The organism is Rhodococcus sp. F64268 (assembly GCF_023015605.1).
In the GTDB taxonomy this organism is placed as follows: domain Bacteria; phylum Actinomycetota; class Actinomycetes; order Mycobacteriales; family Mycobacteriaceae; genus Rhodococcus.
Window position 1 is genome coordinate 38,702 of the sequence record NZ_JALKAI010000011.1, and the last position, 24,845, is coordinate 63,546.

The 24,845-nt window shown below is 66.9% G+C and carries 20 protein-coding genes; 15 read left to right on the forward strand and 5 right to left on the reverse strand.

Translation table 11 applies throughout. From position 1 onward, the window contains the following. Position 1 precedes the first annotated feature (1 nt). A complete protein-coding gene (truA, locus tag MWU77_RS21120; protein WP_247274683.1) occupies positions 2–910 on the forward strand; it encodes a tRNA pseudouridine(38-40) synthase TruA in 909 nt (302 codons plus the stop codon). After that, on the forward strand, positions 907–1,947 hold the full coding sequence (locus MWU77_RS21125) for an alpha/beta hydrolase (RefSeq protein WP_374229944.1): 1,041 nt from the start codon (positions 907–909) through the stop codon (positions 1,945–1,947). The genes truA and MWU77_RS21125 overlap by 4 nt, the downstream gene beginning before the upstream one ends. Positions 1,948–2,370: 423 nt before the next feature. On the opposite strand, the gene MWU77_RS21130 is transcribed toward MWU77_RS21125, so the two are convergent. After that, positions 2,371–3,513 carry an acyl-CoA dehydrogenase family protein gene (locus tag MWU77_RS21130; RefSeq protein WP_247274685.1) on the reverse strand — a complete coding sequence of 381 codons (1,143 nt, stop codon included), beginning with the start codon at positions 3,511–3,513 and terminating at the stop codon, positions 2,371–2,373. A 70-nt stretch (positions 3,514–3,583) separates the two neighbouring features. Between MWU77_RS21130 and MWU77_RS21135 the strand changes: the two genes are divergently transcribed. Further along, positions 3,584–4,165 carry a TetR/AcrR family transcriptional regulator gene (locus MWU77_RS21135; protein ID WP_247274686.1) on the forward strand — a complete coding sequence of 194 codons (582 nt, stop codon included), beginning with the start codon at positions 3,584–3,586 and terminating at the stop codon, positions 4,163–4,165. Positions 4,166–4,184: 19 nt separating this feature from the next. Then, a complete protein-coding gene (locus tag MWU77_RS21140) occupies positions 4,185–4,772 on the forward strand; it encodes an NADPH-dependent FMN reductase (RefSeq protein ID WP_169685567.1) in 588 nt (195 codons plus the stop codon). A 137-nt stretch (positions 4,773–4,909) separates the two neighbouring features. On the opposite strand, the gene eccE is transcribed toward MWU77_RS21140, so the two are convergent. Next, complete coding sequence (gene eccE / locus MWU77_RS21145; protein WP_247274687.1) at positions 4,910–6,511, reverse strand: type VII secretion protein EccE; 1,602 nt, start codon at positions 6,509–6,511, stop codon at positions 4,910–4,912. 148 nt (positions 6,512–6,659) lie between these two features. On the opposite strand from eccE, the gene eccB reads away from it, so the two are divergent. Beyond that, positions 6,660–8,117: a type VII secretion protein EccB gene (gene eccB / locus MWU77_RS21150; RefSeq protein ID WP_247274688.1), complete on the forward strand. Its 1,458-nt coding sequence runs from the start codon at positions 6,660–6,662 to the stop codon at positions 8,115–8,117. Here the strand turns inward: eccB and mycP are convergent. Next, the gene (gene mycP / locus MWU77_RS21155) at positions 8,063–9,526 is read right to left on the reverse strand and encodes a type VII secretion-associated serine protease mycosin (protein WP_247274689.1); all 1,464 of its coding nucleotides are present in this window, start codon (positions 9,524–9,526) and stop codon (positions 8,063–8,065) included. The two genes, eccB and mycP, sit on opposite strands and share 55 nt — an antisense overlap. Next, positions 9,523–10,986, reverse strand: coding sequence for a type VII secretion integral membrane protein EccD (eccD, locus tag MWU77_RS21160; RefSeq protein WP_169685573.1), 1,464 nt, complete (start codon positions 10,984–10,986; stop codon positions 9,523–9,525). Before eccD ends, mycP begins: the two co-directional genes overlap by 4 nt. A 173-nt stretch (positions 10,987–11,159) precedes the next feature. Between eccD and eccCa the strand changes: the two genes are divergently transcribed. From eccCa to MWU77_RS21205, 9 genes are all read left to right on the forward strand, one after another. Beyond that, positions 11,160–15,161, forward strand: a complete 4,002-nt coding sequence (eccCa, locus tag MWU77_RS21165) for a type VII secretion protein EccCa (RefSeq protein WP_247274690.1) — start codon at positions 11,160–11,162, stop codon at positions 15,159–15,161. Then, a complete protein-coding gene (locus tag MWU77_RS25035) occupies positions 15,158–16,582 on the forward strand; it encodes a type VII secretion-associated protein (RefSeq protein WP_247274691.1) in 1,425 nt (474 codons plus the stop codon). Before eccCa ends, MWU77_RS25035 begins: the two co-directional genes overlap by 4 nt. A gap of 132 nt (positions 16,583–16,714) precedes the next feature. After that, a complete protein-coding gene (locus MWU77_RS21175) occupies positions 16,715–17,068 on the forward strand; it encodes a WXG100 family type VII secretion target (protein WP_169685579.1) in 354 nt (117 codons plus the stop codon). Positions 17,069–17,138: 70 nt separating this feature from the next. Beyond that, positions 17,139–17,435: a WXG100 family type VII secretion target gene (locus tag MWU77_RS21180; protein ID WP_169685581.1), complete on the forward strand. Its 297-nt coding sequence runs from the start codon at positions 17,139–17,141 to the stop codon at positions 17,433–17,435. A gap of 266 nt (positions 17,436–17,701) precedes the next feature. Further along, positions 17,702–18,145: a 50S ribosomal protein L13 gene (rplM, locus tag MWU77_RS21185; RefSeq protein WP_054714919.1), complete on the forward strand. Its 444-nt coding sequence runs from the start codon at positions 17,702–17,704 to the stop codon at positions 18,143–18,145. Beyond that, positions 18,142–18,660 (forward strand): 30S ribosomal protein S9, encoded by a 519-nt coding sequence (rpsI, locus tag MWU77_RS21190; protein ID WP_169685583.1) that lies wholly within the window; start codon positions 18,142–18,144, stop codon positions 18,658–18,660. Before rplM ends, rpsI begins: the two co-directional genes overlap by 4 nt. Positions 18,661–18,821: 161 nt before the next feature. Further along, complete coding sequence (glmM, locus tag MWU77_RS21195; protein WP_247274692.1) at positions 18,822–20,159, forward strand: phosphoglucosamine mutase; 1,338 nt, start codon at positions 18,822–18,824, stop codon at positions 20,157–20,159. Positions 20,160–20,270: 111 nt separating this feature from the next. Further along, the gene (locus MWU77_RS21200; RefSeq protein WP_169685587.1) at positions 20,271–20,600 is read left to right on the forward strand and encodes a hypothetical protein; all 330 of its coding nucleotides are present in this window, start codon (positions 20,271–20,273) and stop codon (positions 20,598–20,600) included. Beyond that, positions 20,597–21,946: a hypothetical protein gene (locus tag MWU77_RS21205; protein ID WP_247274693.1), complete on the forward strand. Its 1,350-nt coding sequence runs from the start codon at positions 20,597–20,599 to the stop codon at positions 21,944–21,946. Before MWU77_RS21200 ends, MWU77_RS21205 begins: the two co-directional genes overlap by 4 nt. An 11-nt stretch (positions 21,947–21,957) precedes the next feature. Here MWU77_RS21205 and MWU77_RS21210 read toward each other — a convergent pair whose 3' ends face one another. Further along, positions 21,958–22,806 carry a dienelactone hydrolase family protein gene (locus MWU77_RS21210; RefSeq protein WP_169685591.1) on the reverse strand — a complete coding sequence of 283 codons (849 nt, stop codon included), beginning with the start codon at positions 22,804–22,806 and terminating at the stop codon, positions 21,958–21,960. Positions 22,807–22,945: 139 nt separating this feature from the next. Here MWU77_RS21210 and glmS point away from each other — a divergent pair, with 139 nt between their 5' ends. After that, on the forward strand, positions 22,946–24,811 hold the full coding sequence (gene glmS / locus MWU77_RS21215; protein WP_169685593.1) for a glutamine--fructose-6-phosphate transaminase (isomerizing): 1,866 nt from the start codon (positions 22,946–22,948) through the stop codon (positions 24,809–24,811). Positions 24,812–24,845: the final 34 nt, after the last annotated feature.

Below are 24,845 nucleotides of genomic sequence, written 5' to 3' on the forward strand. Positions count from 1 at the left end.
CTTGGTTTCGGCACCAGCTGAATCGAACGAGCCCGTCGCCCCGTTCAGGGACGGCGGGCTCGTCGCATCGGACACCCCCGGTGAGCACCTCACGCGCCTTCGGCTCGACATCTCGTACGACGGAACCGATTTCTCGGGTTGGGCCCGTCAGCCCGGCCGCCGCACCGTGTGCGGTGAGATCGAAGAGAAGCTGTCGGCCATCGTGCGGGCACCTCTGCTTCTCACCGTGGCCGGACGCACCGATGCCGGTGTACATGCGAGGGGGCAGGTCGCCCACGTCGACGTGCCCACCGAGGCGCTGCCCGACGACCCGTCGCGTTGGGTCCGTCGTCTCGCGCGGTTCCTCCCACGCGATGTCCGAGTCACGGGGATATCGGTTGCGCCGGAACATTTCGATGCGCGTTTCTCCGCGGTCCGCCGTCATTACGAATACCGCGTGACAACGGCCGTGTACGGAGCCGACCCGCTACGTGCCCGCGACACCGTTTCCTGGCCGAAGAGCGTCGACCTCGGTGCGATGCAGAGCGCCTCCCGGTCATTGTTGGGACTTCACGATTTCGCGGCATTCTGCAAGCGGCGCGAAGGCGCGACCACGGTTCGTGAACTCCAGCGCTACGACTGGATCCGGTCCGGCGACATTCTCACCGCGCATGTGAGCGCCGACGCGTTCTGCTGGTCGATGGTTCGCAGTCTCGTCGGCGCGGCGCTGGCGGTGGGAGAGGGTCGCCGCTCGGTCGAATGGATGACCGCTCTCCTCGACGAACGTCGACGCGCTGCCTCTGTCGCAGTCGCTCCCGCGCACGGTCTCTCGCTCGTTCGCGTCGACTACCCTGCTGATGAGGATCTTGCTGCACGCAATTCGGAGACACGGGAGACGCGCGGGCCGATCGCCCGTGGCTGCTGCGGATGAGGGGAACGACCTTGGCTGGAACACGGTATGCGTTCGCAGCGGCTGTTGCGGTCACGGTCGTCGCGATGACAGGTGGCCCCGCGCCCGGCACCGTCCATGCCGACACCCCGCCCGCAACGGAGACCGGGACCGCTGAATACGGTGTCGCCACACTCGAGCGTGTGGACCGGCGTTCCGACCGTGACTGGTCTCTGTTCGTCTACTCCGCAGCGATGGAGCGCACGATCGAGCTTCAGGTGATCCGTCCCGCCGACACCAGCGCCGCGCGTCCGGTGCTGTATCTGCTCAACGGCGCCGGCGGTGGTGTCGACGACGCCACCTGGCGCAAACAGACCGATGTCATGGATTTCTTCGGCGACAAGGATGTCAATGTCGTCACGCCGGTAGGCGGTGCGTTCAGTTATTACACCGATTGGCTTGCAGACGATCCGGAGCTGGGTCGCAACATGTGGACGACATTCCTCACCGAAGAAGCACCGCCGATAGTCGACGCTGCCCTCGGTGCGAGCGGTCGAAATGCGATCGCGGGTGTGTCCATGTCGGCAACATCGGCGCTCGCGCTCGCCGAGCATGCGCCGAATCTGTACGCGGCCGTCGCATCGTACAGCGGTTGTGCCGAGACTGCGACGGTCGAGGGCAGCCGCTATGTCGAGATGGTGGTGGGCCTCGGCGGTGGTGACGTCGAGAACATGTGGGGACCGATCGATGGTCCGTACTGGGTGGAGCGGGATGTGATCCGCAATGCCGAGCGGCTGCGGGGAACCGCAGTGTTCGTGTCGTCGAGCGGGGGACTACCCGGCGTGCACGAAGCCCGCGCGTGGGATGAACACGGACCCGCAGTCATACCCGACATAGCGCTGCTCGGGGTGATCGAGACCGCGGTGAGTAGGTGCACGGACAGGCTGCGCACCGAGCTGGATGGGCTCGGAATCGAGGCGACCTACTCGACCCGCGCCGAGGGAACCCACACGTGGGGATATTGGGAAGACGCGCTGCATGAATCCTGGCCCCTGCTCTCGGAGGCCATGAGCGCCTGACCGCACTATCTGCGGCGTGTCACCCCCGGGGTGCGAGGCGACACGCCGCTGTCACCCGTAATGCGGGCCCGTGCGCCGGACGGTCCGGTGGGCAGGACGAAGTCTGCTCGTGCGAACACTATCTTGCCCGAGCGCGTAGGAGTTGTGGTGAGCCCTCAGAGGAGGATGCCCAAGCCGGCGAGCAGAGTGAGCAGGGTGGCGCCGAGTGATCCGAGAACCATGGTTTCCTCCTTCGTTCGGTGAGCCTCGGCCCGGTTCGGACCTGAGGGGGCGGCCTCGGCCCCCGATGGGGGGTGAGGGCCTCGGTCGCCCACCACAGACATACCCCACCTTGGCGGTATCAATCCTCGGTTGCGTCGAAATCTGGAGGGAGGTGGGCTGTCTCGTTCCGTGAACTCCTGCCCGATGGGGCTACGGCGCAGGTCAGCCGGCCAGTGACCGGGCAATCACGAGACGCTGGATCTGGTTCGTGCCCTCGAAGATCTGGGTGATCTTCGCGTCGCGCATGAACCGCTCGACGGGAAAGTCACGCGTGTAGCCGTACCCACCGAGGACCTGTACGGCGTCGGTCGTAACCTTCATCGCGGCGTCCGTGGCTACCAGCTTTGCGACCGAGGCCTGACGTGAATAGGGAAGACCTGCGTCCTTACGTCGAGCGGCATCGATGTAGGTTGCGCGCGCGGAGTCGACGGCGGCAGCCATGTCGGCCAGAACGAAACCGAGACCCTGATGGTCGATGATCGCCTTGCCGAAGGCCTTCCGCTCCTTCGCGTATGCGGTTGCTTCGTCGAGAGCGGCCTGAGCGAGTCCGGTCGCGACGGCAGCGATGCCGAGTCGTCCTGAATCGAGAGCGCTGAACGCAATGGGAAGGCCCTGCCCCTCGGCGCCGATGCGACGCTCGGCGGGAACGAAAGCATCGTCGTAATGGGCTGCGGTGGTCGGGATCGCATGCAGGCCCATCTTCTCCTCGGGCTTCCCGAAAGTCAGGCCGTCAGTTCCGGCGGGCACCAGAAAACAGGAGATGCCCTTGCTGCCGGTGTCGCTCGTCCGCGCGAACAAGGTGTAGAAGTCCGCTTTGCCGCCGTTGGTGATCCACGCCTTCGAGCCGTTGATTCGATATCCGCCTGGGGTCGCCTGAGCCCGGCAGGTCAGGGCCGCTGCATCGGAGCCGGCCTGCGGTTCGGACAGGCTGTAGGCGCCGATGGTCTCGCCACCGAGCATGTCGGGTAGCCACCGGGATTTCTGCTCGTCGGTGCCGTGCGTCGCAACTGCGAAGCACGACAGGCCGTGCACGCTCACAGCGACGGCGACGGCTGCCCACCGTTCGCCGAGTTCCTCGAGAACCTGGAGGTACACCTCGTACGGCTGATTTCCGCCTCCGAACTCTTCGGCGTAGGGGAGGCTGAGCAGTCCGGCTGCGCCGAGCGCGGGGAACACACCTTCCGGGAAGGTCTCGTTGCGTTCGTGTTCGACGACGCGGGGTGCGAGTACTTTGTCGGCGACGTCGCGTGTGAGCTCGATCAGGTCGTGGGCCTCGGGGGTGGGTAACAGGCGCTCGACGGGCACGGCGGAACTCCTCGCAGAAGACGGATACACAAAATAGTACTAGGAGTGATACTGCAGTACTGTATCGAGTATGGCAAGAGTAGGGGTACGGCGCACCACTGCACGGCAGGCGCAACTGTTCGACCAGCTTGTCGAGTTGTTCCTGGCCGAAGGATTCGCGCACTTCACTCTCGAGGACATTGCAACTCGTCTGCGGTGTTCGAAATCGACGCTCTATGCCCTCGCCGAGAACAAGGACCGACTCGTCTACGCCGTCACCGTCCATTTCTTTCGCGGCGCAACCGAGCGTGTCGAAGCCGACATCGCGGACGCCGCAGGAGCCGAGGCGCGCATCCGCACCTACCTCGAATCCGTCGGCAGGCAGCTCGAACCCGCATCGGCCCGCTTCATGGAGGACATCGCCGCAACACCGGTCGCGCGGGAGGTGTACGAGCGCAACACCCGCCTCGCAGCCGGCCGGATCCGGGCACTGATCTCGGACGGCGTCGATGCCCGCGAGTTGCGCGACGTGCACGCGGCCTTTGTCGCCGACGTCATTGCCACAGTGATGGTGCGTATCCAGCAGCGGCAGGTGGCGCAGCAGACCGGTCTCGACGACGCGCAGGCCTATCGCGAACTCGCGGCGCTTCTGACCCACGGTATGACGACCTGAGGCACCTTACGATCGGGGCATGGACCAGAAGCTGCAGGTACCGATCCGGCTCGGGATCATCGTGGCGAGTGTGCGTGAGGGCAGGGTCGCCCCTGTCGTCGCGAACTGGTTCGCCGAGGCGGCGAGACGCTATTCGACGGTAGATGCTCAGGAGTTCGACATCGACATCATCGATCTCGCTCGGACGCCGTTACCCCAAGAGCTTTCGGGAGGATCCGAAGTCGAGGCGTTCACGCGGCGGATCGATGCGGCGGAAGCATTCGTCGTGGTCACCTCCGAGTACAACCACGGTTATCCGGCAGCGCTCAAGACAGCCATCGACAGTGTCAAGCATGAATGGCGCGCGAAGCCGGTCGGATTCGTGTCCTATGGCGGGCTGTCCGGTGGGCTCCGTGCGGTCGAGCAGTTACGGCAGGTCGTCGTGGAGGTTCATATGGTGCCGGTGCGGGAGTCCGTGAGCTTCCACCGCGTCAAGCACGCCTTCGACGCAGACGGTACGACGCGCGATGGTGCGGCCATCGACGCCGCCGAGCGGATGCTCGGGCAGCTGGAGTGGTGGGTGCACGCAGTCAGGTGTGGCCGGAGATCACGCCCGTACCCGGGCTGACCGCACCGTAGTCGGCGCAAGCCCGGCCGTTCACGGTCGGGAGGAGGTCGGGAACGGTGTTCGAAGCGTCGTCACATGGATCGACGACCCATGCCGTGCGCGGATGCTCACCGCGAAGATGCTCACCGCGAAGATGCTCACCGCGAAGAGACGGACTCCATGGTGCGGGGGCGTCCGATGTGGGCGGACTCGGCCGCGATGGTGACGAGCGTCAGTGTCATCCGCTTTCGATGTGTGGTGAGCACAATCCGATTGCCGAATCCGTTCGGCTGTTCGATGGCAATGGTGGGAGATTCGCGGGGCCACTGATCCGGGTGTGCATGCACGTGGATCGTGCCGGGGTGCCGCCTGCCGGTCGGCCGTACTCCGTCGAAGACCACGGTGTCGAACTCGCGGTCGTCGGGATACTCGCCGGCGATCCGCAGTCGATCCGGTGATGCGGCACCGTTCAGCAGTGGGCGCCAGGCATCGGCGCGATCGGTGTGGATCACCACGCGCGCACCGACCGCCACCGCGCGGAATACGATCTGCTGCGCGAGATACAACTCGCCCGCCACATGGACCGAGTCCACTCCGGGGCCGGTGAGGCGTACCGCGACTGCTCGTCCGGACTCGTCCGAGCCGATCAGCTGACCGCAGCCCGCGACGGGCAGTGCCAACTCGTCGAGAGATCCACGACCGACGCTGCGCAGATCGGTGATGTCCTCGAGTCCGTTCGCCGCATACGGCAGGGATGCGAGCAGCACTTCACGCTCGCGCCCGTGGACGGTGCGCACACCGGAGGCGAGCGGTGCCTCGTGGGTGCGGGTGGTGTACCGGACGAGGCCTCCGACCCGTGTCGTGCCGAAGGACCCGGGGCGCATGCGCACCGTCACCGTCGACGACAGTGACGGGTGGGTCCAGATCTCGGTCAGGGTGCGCGCGTCGAGTCGCCGCGGATCGAGTACCCCACCCGTGCTGTAGCCGGTGGGAAGGCGGACATGACGCCAGGACTCCTCTGCCGTCAGCGGATCGGCGCCGTGAGTGATCCGGAGGGCAGCAGATCGGATCTCCTGTGCGGTCAGCAGCCTTGCCTCGCAGCCGGAATCGCTCAGCGCACGCACCACTCGCCGGGCCGACGCAGTGATCGTGCGGGTCGCGCCTCGGGCGCCACCGCCGCGCCGGTCCACGGCGTCGCGACACGTCGACGCATCGAGGCGTAGTGCAACCCACACCGTGCGCATCGCGGCAGCAGGCAGGGGGCCGATCAGCTGCGCATAGACCTGCCCCGCGGGCGTCGCGTCCAATACGCGTCGACCGTGGACGACGACATCGATTCCGTCGAGGGTCACGTCGTGTCGGCGCAGGCAGCCGGAGAGCGCGCCCAAGGGCAGAGTCAGCGACGAGTCGGCACGATCTCGTGCCAGCAGTGTGATGACCCCAGCAGGTGCGAGCACCTCGACGACCGCAGTTACTTGTGTTCCGTCCCAACGTAAACCGATCGGCCGGCCGGTCGGCTGTGCTGCATCGCGGATCTCCGCGCAGGCGTGTGCTCTCGGAAATCTGTACCGCAACAGCGTCATCGCAGCGTCGATCACACCGAGGCCGCGGACCCGGAGAAGCATGAGAACCGCGGTGGCAGCCGCTGCGGCGGCTGCCGCCCATGGGGGCGCACCCGACACGGCCACTGCGATCCAGACCACGAGTGCAGCGCACTGCGCCATGACGATCCGTGAGATGAGGCGGGGCCGTTCGTACACGGATCTTTCCCGCACGACCTCGGACACAGTTCGATCCACAGCGCTCCCCCCGACACCGATCGGGCGGCCCTGTGGGTGCGCGCCCGAACTTCCCGATGTGCAACTGTACTGTGTTGCGGCAGTGAGTGTGCCGCACGGGGGAGGACACATGGCATCGCAACCCACCACTCGATGGCAGGTAAGCGGTTACCGATTTCTGATGAGACGGATGGAGCATGCGCTCGTTCGCCGAGACGTGCGCATGGTCCATGACCCCATGCGCTCACAGTCGCGGTCGCTGATGGTGGGGGCGGTGATCGCCTGCCTGGTTCTTGCCGGGTGCGCCGCGTTGGCCCTGTTCCGGCCCCAGGACAAGATCGGCAATGCGGAACTCGTGGTCGGCAGGGATTCCGGTGCGCTCTACGTTGCGATCGACGGAACATTCCATCCCGCGATGAATCTCGCATCCGCGCGGCTTGTGCTCGATGATCCCGTCGAACCGACCGTCGTAGCCGACGAGGAACTGGAGGCCCGTCCCAGAGGGCCGCTCGTCGGCATTCCCGGTGCTCCGTCGTCCCTGGCGTACGTCGGACACGACACACCCTGGACCGTGTGCGACACGGTCGATTCAGGCGGACGGCAGTTCGTCACGACCGCGGTCTCGGCAGGCGTGCCCGAGTATTCCGGTGTCGGTGGCCCGCTCGACGACGACGAAGCGCTCCTCATCACCTCCGAGGGGGAATTCCACCTCGTCTACGGAGACGGCAGAGCCGAGATCGATCCGCAGGACCGCGCACTGACGCGGGTCCTGGGACTCGACCTCGGGTCGGCGAGGCCCGTAGGCGCAGGATTGCTCGCGGCACTCCCGGAACTACCGGAGCTCACCGCGCCGGACATCCCGGATGCGGGGAGCATCCCGCGAGTGCCGATAGGTGGTCTTCGCGTCGGATCTGTTGTCGGACTCGCGGAACCGAACGGTCAGCGCTATTACGTCGTACTGAGCGATGGCGTGCAGGAGGTGTCGAGCGCGACTGCACAGATCATTCATACGTCGGATTCACAGGGCATCGCCGAGATTCCGATCGTTCCGCCCGACACTCTCGCGGACGCGCCGACGGTACAGCACCTCGAGGTCGGCACGTTTCCCACGGTCGTACCCACGATCCTCGGGCCCGCTGACAGGCCCGTCGGGTGTCTGACATGGGAACCGGAAGCGGGACCCGAGGATCAGCGACGATCGGGTCTGGTGCTGTCGGCGGGTGAAGCCCTGCCGATTGCCGAGGACGCGATCCCGGTCGAGCCCGCGCAGGCCGACGGACCGGGACCGAACGTGGATGCCGTCCATATTCCTCCGGGGCGTGGCACATTCGTGCAGACGACGTCGGTCGTCCCCGACAGCGAACGCCGAGGTGCACTGTTCTACGTCGCAGACACCGGTGTCCGTTACGGCGTAGCCGATGCAGAGGCGGCCAGGGCACTCGGGTTGGAGGGAGACCCGGCGCGAGCGCCGTGGCAGATCATCGGCTTGCTCGCCCCCGGGCCCTCGCTCGGGCATGCCGAGGCGTTACTCGCTCACGATGGTGTCGCCCCGGACCCGCGACCTGGACCGATCGGCGCAGGAGAATGAGTGTTGCTCGCATGTCTCCGCCTACGTGCACGTTCCCGGAAGGGCAGTGCGGCGAGCAGCGCGGCGACGAGTAGGACGAGGACCGCGGCACCGCCGCTCCATGCAACGAGTCGTGCAGTCGGGTCGGGAGGTTCCACGTGCGCGGGGCCTGCGATCGCTCTAGGGGCCGCAGGGTGGTCCTGCTCGACCGGTAGTGGTGCGGTGACCGCGGCCAACGGATCGATCACGCCGTGCCCGACCCGCGGGTTCCAGCCTTCCGCAGGTGCGTGGGCGGTCGACTCGATGCGGTCCATCACGGCGCGGGCGTCGAGGTGGGGATGGCGGGCTCGCACCAACGCGACTGTTGCAGAGACCAGTGGTGCGGAGAAACTCGTTCCGGAGAGCAGCACCGGACCCTGGGCGCCGACCTGTGCGTCTATGAGACCGTCGGAGAACGGGTCGAGGGAGACGATGCCGTTTCCGGGCGCTGCGACATCCACCCACGGCCCGGGAACACTCTCGTCGGACGGTGTGCCGTCGGCTTCGACCCAGCCGACCGTGAGCACATAGTCGTCATACCAGGCGGGGGAGGCGATCGTCGTGATCGAATCCCACGGATCTGCCTGCGGGTCGAGCGGATTCGCTGCAGGAGGATTCCCCGCCCGGCACACATCCTTGTTCCCCGCCGCCGCGACCACCACCGCGTCTTCGACGTCGGTGGCGTACTGGACTGCCGCGCCGAGCGGTCCGTCGGCGATCCCGTCGACCGCGAGCGTGCACGCGACCTCCGAGATGTTGATGACGGTGGCGCCGAGGTCTGCAGCATGCCGCACCGCAGACGCCAGGGTGCGCACGTCACCGTAACCGGGAGAGTTCTGCGCGGCCGCTTCGTCGCCGGCGGAGCGGTCGGAATAGTTGCGGCTGGATTGACGGATGGCGATGACCTCGACGTCGGGGGCGCCGCCGGCGAATCCCGACCCCGCGACCGGTTGCGCCGCGATGAGACCGGCGACGAGGGTCCCGTGCGCGTCACAGTCGACCGTGCCGTCGTCGGTAGCCACGTAGTCGCCGCCCGGGGTGAGTCGGGGGAGTCGCGGGTGCGGGTTCACTCCCGTATCGATCACAGCCACGATCTGACCTGCACCGCGCGTCAGCGGCCACACCCGCTCGAAATTCATGATGCGTTGTGCGAGCGGTCGCTGCAGGCTGTCGGCGACAGGCCTGCCCCGGGTGCACATATTGCGCTGTTCGGTCGCCTCCGGGGCCCCGGGTTCGCCCGCGGCGGGCAGCAGTCCGCTGTCGGGGACGGGGGGAGTTGCGGTGGCCGGTCCCGCTGCCGCGATCGTGACGACCAGAGCGGTGACGAGCGAGGCAGCGGTGAGCCGTCGACGATGTGTCGCCCGCCGCGAGAGCGCCGGGAGGTCGCTCACAACCCACGGACCGCGGAGTAGAGGCCGGCAACCCAGCATGCCAGCGGCACGATCGCGGCGATGACGGCGTACTCGGTGAGTTCGCTGATCCGCCGCTGCACCGGTGTGAATGTGCGGCGCGGAACAACGACCCCGAGGACCAGGGCGCCGACGAACAAGACGACAGTGACCCCGAAGAGCACCTGTGGAGCAATGCTTCCGGAAAGCCCGGCACCGACCACCAGGCCGAGGAGGAGGATTGCACCACCGAGGATCATCGGCGCCGCCTGCTCCGACCCGATGTAGGTGCGACCTCGGAACATCAGGATGATCCCCGTCGCGACCGCCAGTGCGACTCCGGGCCAGGAGACACCCGACTCCTGCATCGGCCACGCTGCGCACCACGCACCGGCCGTCGCGAGCACGACCACCGCATAGATCCACCCGGTCAGATGAGCTCGCGCACGCGCGGTTCTCGCTTCGAGCTCCTCGAACGTGGGCGGCGGATTCTCGTCGTCCGGATCTGGAACCACGGGGTCGAGGGAGGTGCCGGGCGCCGGAACCGGGGGAAGGGGAAGGCGGGCGAGGAGCGCGGCGGCGCGGGCGGCGAAGGTCACCAGCAGCAGCGCGGTCACGACGATACCTGCGCCGAGCGCAGGTACCGGCGTGTCGGTCGCAGTCGCGACGATCAGTGCGATCGTCGCAACCGACGAGACCGTCGAGATCGCAGTGAACGTCGAGAGTCCGACCGTCGTGACGTTGACCGTGATCATGCCGACCGCGCCGGTCAGGATCGTGGCCAGCAGCAGGTGGGGGGCGCCGAAATCGCCAGGAACCAGCAGCATCCCGGTGACGAAGGACGCGGGTGCTGCGCAGACCGCCAGCAGCAACCCGATAGACCGGTCGAGGTAGATACGTGCGATGACAGCTGCCGCGGTCACGAGCAGGAGTGCCAGTACGGCAGTGGCGATTCCCGCGACCATTCGCTCGCTTCCGGACGACGGCAACAGGAGCAGCAACCCGCACCCGAGCGTGATCGCGGCCGCTGCGACCGCGGCCCCGACCACCGCCGCGGTGCGATCGGACCAACGACGCAATCGGTCGCGGCCCGCAACCGCCACGCTGTACATCACGTCGTCGAACAGTGGCGGCGACGAGGGCGCGGACGATTCTGCGAGGACGAGCACCTCGCCGTCGCGGATCCCGAGCTCGTCGAGACTCAACGCACCCGCGAGCGGTTCCTGGCCTATCCGGGCGAGAGTCCAGGTTTCCGGCTGGACCCGTTCGGGGGTGCGGTCGAAGTCGTTGTGGGGACGGTGAGCAGCCACCAGATCGACGATTCCGGCCAGCAGGAGGGCGACCGGCACGCCGAGTGGCAGCGCCAGATCGACCTCGGAATGTTTGGTGAGCACTGTGATCCGGCACAATTCCGGTGCCGCTACCGCACCGGGTACGTTCGGGCTCGTCGGTGCAGCCGTCATCGATTGTTCCCCCCGTCGTTCGTGCGCCGACCCGGAGACCGAAGGTGGCGCGGACCTTTCGACGACGCAGACCTTACGACATCGCCGTGGCTGTACTTGTTGCGGTGCGCTACTCTTCCACGACCGTGGGGGGAAGGTCGTTGTCGGCGGCCGGTGTGTACGGGGGATGGGGAATGAGCACGATTCGTTTCGCGCGTCGAGTGCGTCGGGATGCGCCACGCGCACCCGGTGGGGAAGTGAGTCTGCAGGCGCCACCGGATATTCCGAGAGCAACACCGGGCAACTTGCTCATGAAGCTGCTGCCCCTGGTGATGGTTGCGGCGATGATAGGCATGGTCGCGCTCATGTTCGGCTCCGGAATGGCGCGCAGCCCCATGGCTTTGGTCTTCCCGCTGATGATGATGGTGTCGATGATCGGTATGCTCGCCAACAGCGGTCGCGGCGGTGGCGCGAAAACTGCCGAGGCAAACGAGGATCGCAAAGACTACCTGCGCTACCTCGACACCCTGCGGGGCGACGTCGCCGAGACAGGGTCGGCGCAGCGGCGGGCCCTCGAATGGACCCACCCGGACCCGGCGCTGTTGTGGACCCTCGTCGGGACGGTCCGGATGTGGGAACGCCGAACTTCCGACGCGGACTTCTGCCACGTGCGGGTGGGCCTGGGGGGACAGCGACTCGCGACGAAGCTGATCGCTCCCGAGACCGGCCCGGTCGAGGATCTCGAACCGGTTGCCGCGGTGTCGCTGCGCCGCTTCGTTCGCGCGCACTCGGTGGTGCCTGCGCTCCCGACGGCCGTGTCGATGCGTGGATTCGCGTCGGTCGGTATCAGTGGCGACCGTGAGGCCGCACAGCAGTTGGCCCGGGCGATGCTCGCTCAACTGTGCACCTTTCATGCACCCGATGTACTCCAGGTCGCGGTCGTCTGCGGACCGGACACCGCCGCGGAATGGGAGTGGGTCAAGTGGCTCCCTCACGCGCAGCATCCCGAGGCGCGCGACGGGGCAGGCAGCACCCGCATGGTGTTCGGTTCCGTACTCGAACTCGAGACGGTCCTCGGTGTTCACCTGTCGTCGCGCGGACGGTTCGTCCGCAACGCACCCGCCGTCGAAACCGTCCCGCAACTGCTGATCGTCATCGACGGCGGGGTCTCCGGATCCGGTTCCGGCCTCCTCGACGAGGGGCTCGACTCGGTGACACTCCTCGACCTCTCCGGGTTCGCGCCGCGGCTCGCGGCGCATCGTGGGCTGCAGCTGGTCGTGGAGAACGGTCGTCTCGGCGCGAGAACGGGCAGTTCCGTGGAGACCTTTGCCGAGGCCGACGGGATCGGTGCCCCGCAATCGCAGGCCCTGGCACGCCGACTCGCCCCGTATCGGGCCGCTACTCAGTTCGCGACGGACGACGGAGCCGATACCGGCAGCATCGAGAATTGGCAGGACCTACTCGGACTCGGCGACATTGCACGACTCGATCCGCTGCAGGCCTGGGCACCGAGATCCGGTCGCGACAGGCTGCGAGTCCCGATCGGTATCGGTGTGGACGGCGCTCCCGTCGAGATCGACCTGAAGGAGTCTGCGGAGAACGGCATGGGTCCGCATGGCCTGTGCATCGGTGCCACGGGTTCGGGAAAGAGCGAGTTCCTGCGGACTCTCGTGCTCGGCCTCGTCGCAACGCACTCACCGGATGCACTCAACCTCGTCCTCATCGATTTCAAGGGCGGCGCGACTTTCCTCGGGCTCGATCGGAGTCCGCACGTTGCAGCAGTCATCACCAACCTGGCCGACGAGCTCGCGATGGTCGAACGGATGAAAGACGCACTCGAGGGCGAGATGACCCGCAGGCAGGAGCTGTTGCGAGCGGCAGGCAACTTCGCGAATGTCGGTGACTACGAAAGAGCCAGGAGCGCCGGTGCTCCGCTCGCACCGTTGCCGGCGTTGTTCATCGTCGTCGACGAGTTCTCGGAGCTGCTCGCCCAGCAGCCCGAATTCGCCGACCTCTTTGCGGCGATCGGTCGTCTCGGCAGGTCGCTGCACATGCACTTGCTGCTGGCGAGTCAGCGGCTCGACGAAGGAAAATTGCGTGGTCTCGACAGCCACCTGTCCTACCGGATCGGATTGAAGACCTTTTCTGCGAACGAATCCCGCAGCGTTCTCGGTGTTCCGGATGCGTACAGCCTGCCACCCACGCCAGGTGCCGGCTACCTCAAATGCGATTCCGCGGAGATCGTGCGTTTCGATGCAGCCTACGTTTCGGGGCCGTACGAACCCGGCCGACCGGCGCGCAGGAGCCGGACGGCGTCCGCGGGAACTGTCGGCCCGCGGGTGTTCACGGCCCGCGATGTACCTGCCGATCGGGGAGCCCCCCTGCCGGTCCCGCCGGTGAGCGATCCGAACCCGGACACGGAGGCGACCACGACCGACGGCGGCCGCACCGTCCTGGACGTCGTGGTCGGCAGGGTCCGTGGTCACGGCACCCCGGCACACGAGGTGTGGCTTCCGCCGCTGGACGAGTCGCCGAGCCTCGACAGAATCCTGTCGCACTCGTTGCTCACCGGAGATGTGCTGCGCCAGTCCACTTTGCGGACGACGATCGGGATCGTCGACCGGCCCTTCGAGCAGCGTCGGGACCCTTTGGTCGTCGACCTGTCGGGAGCTGCAGGCAACGCCATCGTGGTCGGAGGTCCGCAATCGGGTAAATCGACGTTGCTGCGCACCCTGATCGTCTCGTTGGCCGCTACCCACACAGCTGAGCAGGTCCAGTTCTACTGCCTCGATTTCGGTGGCGGCACTCTGGCCGGGCTCTCCGGCCTCCCACACGTCGGTTCCGTGGCGAATCGTCTTGCCGCGGATCGGGTTCGGCGCACCGTCGCGGAACTCATGGGGCTACTGCGCCGGAGAGAGCAGCAGTTCGGCGATTGGGGGCTCGAATCGATGTCGCAGATGAGACGGTTGCGTGCCGACGGTGCCCCGCATGTCTCCGCAGATCCTTTCGGCGATGTCTTCCTCGTGATCGACGGCTGGCCCAGCATTCGGGAGGACTTCGAGCCACTCGAGCAGAGTGTCGGTGTCCTGGCGTCGCGCGGGTTGTCCTACGGAATCCATGTCGTCATCAGTGCACCGCGGTGGTGGGACGTCCGGCCGGCACTGCGTGACCACCTCGGAACGCGCCTCGAACTCCGTCTCGGCGACCCGGCCGATTCGGAATACGGGCGCAAGAAGGCGGCGCTGGTACCCGAGGGCAGGCCCGGCCGAGGAATCGAGCGGGACGGACTTCACGTACTGGCTGCACTGCCGCGGGTCGACGGCAGTGCAGGTGTCGACGATCTCAGCGAGGGCGTGGCCGCGGCTGTCGCCGCGATCGCTGCGGCAACTCCGGGGGGGCACGCGCCGGCTGTCAGGATGCTGCCGGAGGAGGTCGACCGCGCGGCCGTGCTCGCTGCGCTTCCGGGCGGCTGGCCGATCTCGTCCAACGCACCGGTCGCGCAACGGCTACGCGTGCCGATCGGGATCGACGAGGCGGAGCTCGCTCCGGTGGCCCTCGACTTCGCCGAGAGTCCCCATCTGCTGGTGTTCGGAGATTCCGAGTGCGGGAAGACCACGCTGCTCCACGGGATCTGCCGGAGTCTGATGGAGTCGAACACCGGGGCGCAGGCACGGATCATCATCGGCGACTACCGCCGGACCATGCTCGGGGTGGTCGAAGGCGACCATCTCGGCGGTTACGCGCCGAGCGGGTCCGTGCTGTCGACGATGGCCGTCGAACTCGCCGGGATCTTCGAACGACGGCTTCCGGGCGCCGACACCACCCAGCAGCAGCTGCGCGACCGATCATGGTGGACGGGCCCCGAGGTGTTCGTCATCGTCGACGACTACGACCTGGTTGCGTCATCCGGTCAGAATCCGTTGACGCCGCTTCTCGAGTATCTTCCGCAGGCGAAGGATATCGGTCTGCACCTGATCATCGCGCGGCGCGCGGGCGGTGCGAGTCGAGCGCTGTACGAACCGGTCATCGCCCGGTTGCGGGAACTGTCCACGCCGGGCCTGATCATGTGCGGAAGTCGCGACGAGGGCGCGCTCATCGGCACTGCACGGCCCGGTCCGATGCCGCCCGGACGAGGAATCCTCGTGCGACGCAACGGTAACGAACTCATCCAGACAGCCCGACTGCAACCGTCGTGAGCACGGATGTGCTGGGACTCCACATCGGAGCGTCAGGCGTGTGTGCGCGCCGTGGCGAACGAATCCGGTACGTGCCCGCCATCGCCGGGAGGCTGGGCGACGGGTGGGTTTTCGGAGACGCCGCGGCGGCACTCGAGACGACCGACGTGTTTGCGGATGACTCCGTCGAGATGCTCACCGGACTGATGCGCTATGCCGCGGCAGCGGTCGGTGCGCCCCCGAGCACGGGAACTGTCGTCGCGGTGCATCCCACGAAGTGGAGTGCGCGGCGGCGTGACGCGCTGTACACCGCCGTTCGGAACGTGGCGCGCAATGCGGAGTTGATACCGGCCGCGGTCGCGGCATGCGACGCAGTCGAGGTGGCTCCGGACGAACGATGTGTGACGCTCGAGGTCGAGACGGACGGGGTCACGGCGACCTCGCTCGAACAGGGTGGCGGTGGGCGTGCTGTCATCGACCGTGTTGCGAGGGATCCGGGCCTGGTGGTCGACGAGGTGGATTCCGACGACGGCACCACATGCCTCAGGTCTCTGATCGAAGCGGTCGCCGGACGAGTCGATCCGGATGTCCTGCTGGTGACGGGCGTTCCGGGTGAGCCAGCGGGTGTCGAATTGTGCACGCGGTTGGGCGTGCGGATCGGACGCGGGATCCGGGTTGTTCCCGTCGCAGCATCGGAGATGCTTGCACCGCTCACGCAGGTGTCCGAGTCGAGTGAGGGGCGGGCCGGGGCCGCAGAGAGCGATGCCGGTACGTCGACGGCGCAGTGGCTGCGGGACGTCCGTGCCCCGATGCCCGAGCCGTCACGCGGCCCGATATCGGGTTGGGTGCTCGTGGGGGCGCTGCTCGTGGTCATCGTCGTTGCCGCGATGGTGCTCACATCGGGTAGTGAGGGTACCGGCGAGATCGTCGCGGACACCGGTGTCACCGGCAGTACCGACGTGGCCGAACCTACCGACAGCCCTTCCGCCACGGCCTCGCCGGATGCGGACGACCCCGAGTTCGCCACGATCGATCTGGGTCCCGTGCGCCTGGACCTCCCATCGTCTTGGCGTATACGCGATTCCGATGCACAGCAGCCGGGACGGGCCGAGCTGTTGCCGGATTCAGGGCCCGATCGAAGGATTGTGGTCGTGTATTCACATCTGGCGGACGGGATGGATTCGGATGCGGTGGCGATCAGTCTTGCAGCGCGCGCGGCGGCGCGTAGCGATGTGATCCGAGATATCGAGTCGGACACACGCTTCGGTGATCGTCCGGTCATCTCCTACCTCGAGGTGCCCGACGAGTTCTCCACGGTGCGGTGGTCGGTCGTCGTCATGCCCGGTATCCAGATTTCGATCGGCTGCCAGTTCCTCGCCGACGAATGGACCGGAATCAGAAATGAATGCGAACAGGCTGTGCACACAGTGGAGCCGGTGTGAGAAATCTTCGACGTAGTTCGGATCGAGCGGAACCGATCCGGCGCGGGCTGCGTCGAATCAGGTGTAGGGGCGGAGCGGTCGGACCAACGGGGGCCGAGGGAACCGCAACGCCGAACAAAGGAGGGGTACGCGATGAGCGAGGACGGAAGCGGTAGCGGGGGGCAGGTCACTACTGATGTCGTGACCATGGAAGTGGTCGCGAGTCAGCTGCAGGACTCGCGAACCGAACTCGAAGGCACGATCCAGGCGCTTCGTGCGCGAGTCGCGGCGGTCGACGAAGTGTGGCGAAGCAAGGCAGCGAATCAATTCGCGGGAATCATGGAACGCTGGGACCGCAATGGCAGGCAGCTGAACCTGGCACTCGACGAACTGGCAGAGGGCGTTCGAAGCAGTGGCCGGTCCTACGAGGAAGCCGTACAGGAGCAATCTGCGGCGTTGAATCGCGTCGATCCGGGATCCGGTTCGTCCCTGAGCGGAACTTACTGATCGACCGACGTACGTCGGCAGCCCACTGGACGGCAAGTCCAGGACCACTTCGAACAGACAGGAAACCCACATGCCCGATGGCGAGATCTATCAGAATTTCGGCGGCATAGATGATCTGCACGCGGGACTTTCCACGCTGCAGAAGAACATGAACGACACGCTCGACCGCATTGCGCGCCAGGTGGCCCCGCTGATCGAAACCTGGGGCGGCGACGCCCAGGAAACCTACCGAGGCACACAGGAACGCTGGAATCAGGCGCAACTCGGGCTCAATCAGGTCCTGTTCGAGATCAACTCTGCCGTTGCCGGCGGCAACGACAGGATGCGCGACACCGAGGCGCTGAACAAGGGACGTTTCCCCGGGTGAAATCTGCCCGCCATGCGGGATGGGGGAGACCCCGCTGCGCGATGTCCCGGGGGTGGAGAGGCCGCCGGGACATCGCGTGCTCGGGAAGTGGGAGCTGCCGCGCTTTGACCCTGCAGCCCTCCGGCGGGTATTATGTGCGATCGGCGTGTCGCACGCTGTCGTAGCCATGTGCGCGGCAAACGTCGTCTCTCGGGTCTCAACTGGCCGCCGAGGTCGACTATGCGCGGCACGCGGGCCAGCAGCGAAACGATAGACGAGGAAGATCTGTGTCTACGTACACACCGAAAGCCGGCGACGTGACCCATCAGTGGCACGTAATCGACGCCACCGACGTGGTGCTCGGCCGCCTCGCGGTGCAGGCGGCAAACCTGCTCCGCGGTAAGCACAAGCCCACCTTTGCTCCGCATGTCGACGGTGGTGACTTCGTCGTCATCATCAACGCCGACAAGGTTGCCATCTCCGGCAACAAGCGCGAAGGCAAGTTCCTCTACAGCCACTCCGGTCACCCGGGTGGTCTCCGCGCTCGTTCCGTGGGCGAGGTTCTCGAGAAGAACCCCGACCGCCTCGTGGAGAAGGCCGTCACCGGCATGCTCCCCAAGAACAAGCTCGGCCGCGCCATCGCGAAGAAGCTGAAGGTCTACGCGGGCCCGAACCACCCCCACGCCGCGCAGCAGCCGGTGCCGTTCGAGATCAAGCAGGTGGCCCAGTGACGGCGCCGGAGGAGCAGAACGTGAATCCCGAAGAGTACGCCGACAACGTCGAGGTTGCCGCGGACGAATACGTCGTCGAGGAGGTTGCCGAGGACTTCGTCGAGGCACCCGTCGCGCCGATCGTGTTCGATCGTCCGATCCAGACCGTCGGTCGCCGTAAGGAGGCAGTCGCTCGCGTCCGCCTCGTGCCCGGCTCCGGCAAGTTCGTGCTCAACGGACGCACCATCGAGGACTACTTCCCGAACAAGGTGCACCAGCAGCTCGTGAAGTCGCCGTTGGTGACCGTCGAGCGCGTCGAGTCGTTCGACATCCACGCGAGCCTGCACGGCGGCGGACCGTCCGGCCAGGCCGGCGCTCTGCGTCTCGCCATCGCGCGTGCGCTGACCGAGGTCACCCCCGAGGATCGCCCGGCGCTCAAGCGCGCAGGCTTCCTCACTCGTGACCCGCGTGCGACCGAGCGTAAGAAGTACGGTCTCAAGAAGGCCCGTAAGGCACCTCAGTACTCCAAGCGCTGATGTGTCGCCGACGCTGACCTCGTCAGCTTCGGCACCTGTTCGACCACGAGAGCAGGCGCCGGTAGAGAACTACTACCGGTGCCTGCTTTCGTGCATTCTGATTCCGGTGACAGCGTCCACGAGTGACCTGTCTTCCGAAGACTCGACGTGAGGACGTGTGTATGGCCCGGTTGTTCGGCACGGACGGGGTTCGCGGGATGGCGAACGCCGGATTGACGGTGGAATTGGCGATGCGACTCGCAGGAGCGGCGGCGACCGTGCTCGCGCCCGCCCGCGACGGTCGTCGCCGGGTTGCCGTGGTGGGGCGTGATCCGCGTGCGAGTGGCGAGATGCTCGAGGCCGCCGTCACCGCGGGGCTTGCCGCAGCCGGCGTCGACGTCGTGTCGGTCGGTGTGCTGCCCACTCCGGCAGTCGCATATCTCACCGGTGAGTACGCTGCGGACCTCGGTGTGATGATCTCCGCGTCACACAATCCCATGCCGGACAACGGAATCAAGATCTTCGCCGCGGGCGGTCACAAACTCGACGATGCCGCCGAGGGCAGGATCGAAGCTGCACTGCACGATGAAACGCCTCCGGCCCGACCGACCGGAGCCGGTGTCGGCAGGATCCGAACCGCCGACGACGCGGCAGATCGTTATCTGGCGCACCTTGCGAGCGCGACGAGCGTGTCCCTCGACGGTGTCACAGTGGTGGTCGACTGCGCACACGGCGCGGCGTCACACGTCGGGCCCGCCGCCTATGCCGCGGCCGGCGCCACGGTGATTGCGATCAGCGCCGAACCGGACGGCCTCAACATCAACGACGGTTGCGGGTCGACGCATCTCGCGTCCTTGCAGAAAGCCGTGATCGAGCACGGCGCCGATCTCGGCCTCGGACACGACGGCGACGCGGATCGTTGCCTCGCGGTCGATGCGTCCGGCGCGGTCGTCGACGGCGACGCCATCATGGCGGTGCTCGCACTGAGCATGCGAGACCGCGACGAACTGCGTGACGACACACTCGTCGCAACCGTCATGAGCAATCTCGGTCTGCACCTGGCGATGCGGGAGTCCGGAATCGAGGTCGTGACAGTCGGCGTCGGCGACCGGTATGTGCTCGAGGAACTCCGCCGTGGCGGATTCTCCCTCGGAGGAGAGCAATCCGGACACATCGTCTTCCCCGCGCACGGCACGACCGGTGACGGCGTTCTGACCGGACTGCGGTTGATGGAACGGATGGCAGTGACCGGAACGTCACTCGCCGATCTGGCCGCGGTGATGCAGTCGCTCCCGCAGGTCCTCGTCAATGTCCCAGTATCGGACAAAGCCGCGGTCGCGGCGAACCGGGCGGTCGCAGATGCCGTTGCCGAAGCCGAACGGGAACTCGGCACTACCGGGCGAGTGCTGTTGCGACCATCCGGCACCGAACAGCTCGTCCGCGTCATGGTCGAGGCGTCGGAGAACACGCACGCACAGGCTGTTGCCGATCGACTGGCGAAAGTCGTTGCCGGCGTCTGAGGGAAAATGATCGCCGTACCGCGGCGGTTCTTTTCGTCGAACGGGGAACCGGATCAGCTGCCGCTGCGTCAAACTCTGTGATGGTGTCGACCGACACGTGAAGGAGTGGGCGTGGAGCCACGAGCCGAACTGTATTTCGACGGCACAGCCGTCCGGGCTGTCGTTTCGACGGTGACCAGTTCTGCGATGTCAGCGGACCGGACATGTCGCCGTGCGCTCGGCGCCCTGGAATTCGGGCCGCGACACGCAGGGCAGTCGTATCGATCGCGAGGGGCTGCCCTCGAAGAGGGGTATCGGCGCCTACGGCGAGCGCTCGACGAATGGACCGCGGTGACCAACCGGTCTTCCGATGCCGCGGCGAGAGCCGCGGACGGATACCGCGACCAGGAACAGGCCACCTTCGACGCACTCCGCGGCACCCGGACGGACCTCGCTCCGTGAACTCATCGAGGACAGGTCCGTCCCTGTCGCTCGATGCCGGTGCACGCGGTCTGGATTTCTTCGCCGCGTACCTTCCGCACGCTCACAGCGTCGGCATCGCAGACCGGATCACCGTCGAAGGTTTGCGCGCACGCTACGACGAGCAGATCGGACTCGACGTGTCGGTACTCGCCGACGACGCAGCCGTGCTGACCCGACTCGCAGGCGACCTGGTCAGCCTGGTCGCGGAGCAGTCGGACGGAGTGCGCGCCTTACGTTCGGCGTGGCGAGGAGATGTCGGCGACCTCGCCCACGACGATCTGCATCGAACCGTGCAGCGCGGTGCGATGCTGTGCGACACGGTGGATGTGCTGGCCAGAACCTGCACGGCTGCCGTCGAAGGCATCACCCGTGCGGTCGACGAGAAGGCGAACGTCATCGGACCGTTCGCGGACATGTCGGTCGCCGGCCGGACCCCCGAGCACGTCGGCACGATCATCGCCGGAACGGGCGGCGACGGCGGCCCCACCATGGAGCAGGTGGCACGGTGGTGCGCGGAGGCAGGCACACCCGCTCCCGAGCCGGCCGGAGTCGCGGCGTGGTGCGAGCACTGGTTGGACGAGGTGTTCGCGCCGACGATGCAGTCGAGGATCGATCGGTTCATCGAGGTGTGCGATATCGCCCACGACACCGTCGACCGCCACCTCGTCGCGATCACCCGTGCCTTCGACCCGCTCGACACACCTGTATCGGCGTCGGAGCCCGCGAGACAGTCGAGACAGTTCGGCGGTGGTCCCTTCGGCACGGTCGATACCGGAGGGCCGGATGACATCCTCGGAGCGGCGACAGACCTCGTGGATGCCGGTCGAGAACTGATCGGTGCCGTTACGGATCTGACCGGTGCAGTAGCAGACCTCGCGACGGCCGCGATGGAGGGAGCAGCCGCTGTCACCGACGCTGCCGCGTCCGCCTTCACCGCCGCTGCCGCGTCCGGGATCGCCAGGCCCTGCGTCGAGGGCTTCGAGCCCCCACCGGACCCGGCCGTGCAGGCAGGGCCGGCAGACCCGGCGGTGCAGGCAGAGCCGGCAGACCCGGCCGTGCAGGCAGAGCCGGCAGACCCGGCCGTGCTCGCGCCGAAGGCGGCCGAGTCCGGCCCGGCTCCACAACCGCCGTCCACACCGCAAGAGCCGCCTTCGTCGCAGGACGCGTCGCCACCCTCCGGGGCCATGGTCGCTCAGGCACCCACCGAAAGCCGAGCTGCCAACGGTCGAACGGGCGTGAATGCGGGTGCCGCGGCAACCGACCCCGCCGACACCGAGTCGCCCCAGGACGACGGAGTCGTGCTCGCCGAGGCAGGACCGTTGTGACGACGCCGGATCTAGCTGCTGAGCAACTTGTTGATGCGGCTACCGAGATCGTCCTCGACCAGAGCGGGATCCGCGATCACGGTGGAACCGGGAATTTCGGTCGTGGGATCGGAGAACGCCGCGTAGGTCTTGTCGTCGGTGAGTAGGTTCAGGAGGTACCCGGTCAGGAGCGCCCGGGTGCGCTCCTGCGTCTTCCGCTCGGCCCCACCGAACCCGAGGGCGCCGAGCAGGCGACGGCCTTCCACGAGCCCCTGGTCGTCGGCCTTGTCGACGACGCGCAATTGCACGTCCTCGCCGCCCCAATTCCGGGCCAGCGATACCGCGTCGCTGTTCATCGTGCCGAAACTCTTCTCTCCGACGAGCACCAACCCGGGTGCTGTGACGCGGGCGGCGGCTTCGGCTGCCGACGGAGAGGTAGGGGCGGGGTAGAGCGCCGCGACAGCGCCCACCCTGCGCTGCGCCGCACCCAGAATCGCTGCACCGGCGCCCATGCCGTGCCCGACGAGAGCAAGCCGGTGCGGATGCACGCTAATGCGGCCGGTGCCCAGGCGGACGCCCGTGCAGATGTCGAGGGTGGTCAGCAGATCGGTGGCCAACCCGACGGTGGAAGGGACAGGGCCGCGTTCGGTGCCGGGCGCTGCAGCCACGATCCCCCACGAGGCGAGATGCTCGAGCAGCCCCGAGTACTTGCCGATGCCGGTCAGCCAGCCGTGACCGAACGCCACCGCGGGAAGGTTGAAGCCTTCCGCAGGGGTGTAGACGATGCCGGGGAGACCGGCGAGCGCGAGGTCGCCGCGCAGCACCGTGTGCGGGCCGCGCTTCGAGAGTTGCCGAGCCAGGGATTTCGGGTTCGCCGCCACGGCGAGAACGTTAGCCGATCGTCGTGGCAGACGGGTGCGGTGATCGGGCTGGGCGTGCCGCATCTGCTCCGAGTACCGTGCACAACCTGGTCACCAGCGCATTGTCGATGAGCAGAGCGTGCCAAGTACCCTGCTAACCATGTGCGGAATCGTGGGGTATGTCGGGCACCGCCGTGCCCTCGACGTGGTGGTGGAGGCCCTTCGGCGGATGGAGTACCGAGGCTACGACTCGGCCGGCATCGCCGTTCTCGACGGCGCGGGTGGGCTCGCCGTCGAACGTAAGGCCGGCCGACTCGCGAACCTGGAAGCCGAACTCGCCGAGATCGGTGAGGACCGATTCGACGGCACGGCAGGGATGGGACACACGAGGTGGGCGACGCACGGTCGTCCCACCGACCGCAACGCGCATCCGCATCGCGATGCGAGCGGCCGGATCGCGGTGGTCCACAACGGCATCATCGAGAACTTCGCGCCGCTTCGTGCCGAACTCGAAGCGGCAGGCGTCGAACTGGAATCCGATACCGACACCGAGGTCGCGGTCCACCTGGTCGCCCGCGCGTATGCACACGGGCCTACGGCCGGTGATTTCGTCGAGAGCGCCCGCAGTGTGCTGCGCCGTCTCGAAGGCGCGTTCACGCTCGTGTTCGTGCATGCGGACCATCCGGGAACGATCATCGCGGCCCGCCGCTCGACGCCGCTGGTCGTCGGCGTCGGAGACGGTGAGATGTTCATTGCCTCGGATGTGGCGGCATTCATCGAGTTCACCCGCGACGCCGTCGAGCTGGGCCAGGACCAGGTCGTGGTGATCACGAAGGATTCGTACGAGGTCACCGACTTCGACGGCAATACCGATGTGCCGACGCAGCCGTTCACCATCGACTGGGATCTCGCGGCTGCGGAGAAGGGCGGTCACGACTACTTCATGCTCAAGGAGATCGAGGAGCAGCCCGCCGCGGTTGCCGATACCTTGCGCGGGCATTTCGTCGACGGCCGGATCGTGCTCGACGAGCAGCGGCTGTCGGATCAGGAACTGCGGGACATCGACAAGGTGTTCGTCGTCGCGTGTGGCAGCTCCTATCACTCGGGTCTGGTGGCGAAGTACGCGATCGAGCATTGGACGCGGTTGCCCGTCGAGGTGGAGCTGGCATCGGAGTTCCGGTACCGGGATCCGGTGCTGGACCGGTCGACGCTGGTGGTGGCGATCTCGCAGTCGGGGGAAACCGCCGACACGCTCGAGGCGGTGCGGCACGCGAAGGACCAGAAGGCGCGGGTGCTTGCGGTGTGCAACACCAATGGTGCGCAGATTCCGCGTGAGGCCGATGCGGTGCTGTATACGCGGACCGGTCCGGAGATCGGGGTTGCCTCGACGAAGGCGTTCCTGGCGCAGATGGCGGCGAACCTGTTGGTGGGGTTGGCGTTGGCGCAGGCGCGGGGCACCAAGTATCCCGATGAGGTGGCGCGCGAATATCAGGATCTCGAGGCGATGCCCGCGAAGATCGAGCAGTTGCTGCTCGGGATGGAGCCGGTGCGGGAGTTGGCGCGTGCGTTGGCGGCGTCGCCTGCGGTGCTGTTCCTGGGGCGGCATGTGGGGTATCCAGTGGCGCTCGAGGGTGCGCTCAAGCTCAAAGAGCTGGCGTACATGCATGCGGAGGGTTTCGCCGCAGGGGAGCTCAAGCACGGGCCGATCGCGTTGATCGAGGACGGATTGCCCGTCATCGTCGTCATGCCGTCACCCAAGGGGCGTGCTGTTCTGCACAGCAAGTTGCTCAGCAACATCCGGGAGATCCAGGCCCGTGGTGCGGTGACCGTGGTCATCGCGGAGGAGGGTGACGAGACGGTGCGTCCGTTCGCGGATCATCTCGTGGAGATCCCGGCGTCGCCGTCGTTGTTGCAGCCGTTGTTGTCGACGGTGCCGTTGCAGGTGTTCGCGGCGGAAGTTGCGCAGTCGCGTGGGTACGACGTGGACAAGCCCCGTAATCTCGCCAAGTCCGTCACCGTCGAATAGTCGCGAGAAGCGCAGATCGATCGACCGGGAGTCC